At 63.3% G+C, this 297-nt stretch carries 1 protein-coding gene; it reads right to left on the reverse strand.

Going from position 1 to position 297, the window contains the following annotated elements:
* The coding region (locus tag AB0T83_RS20410) for an IS110 family transposase (protein ID WP_366195020.1) at nt 1-297 on the reverse strand (297 nt) is incomplete at both ends.

Below are 297 nucleotides of genomic sequence, written 5' to 3' on the forward strand. Positions count from 1 at the left end.
TTGCTCCCATCACTCGGACCGGGCCGGGGAGATTGCTGGTCTGGTCTGCCAGTGCGTTCTCAAGAATCTTCAGGCTCGCTGGTCCCTTCGGCGCCACCAGCCCGACCTCGGCCAAGTGCCCTCGGAGGGCATTGATGAGCTGCGTGCGCTGCCGGAGCAAACATTGATGCGTCCGAAATGCCACCGCACGACCCTGTGTCTCAGCACTCTTGACCGCTACGAACCGCATCGTCGGGCGCATGGCTGCCTCCGCGATGGCTTCAGCATCCGCGCGGTCGTTCTTCTGACGCTTCACGA

This window comes from Meridianimarinicoccus marinus (assembly GCF_040689105.1).
GTDB classification, from domain to species: domain Bacteria; phylum Pseudomonadota; class Alphaproteobacteria; order Rhodobacterales; family Rhodobacteraceae; genus Meridianimarinicoccus; species Meridianimarinicoccus marinus.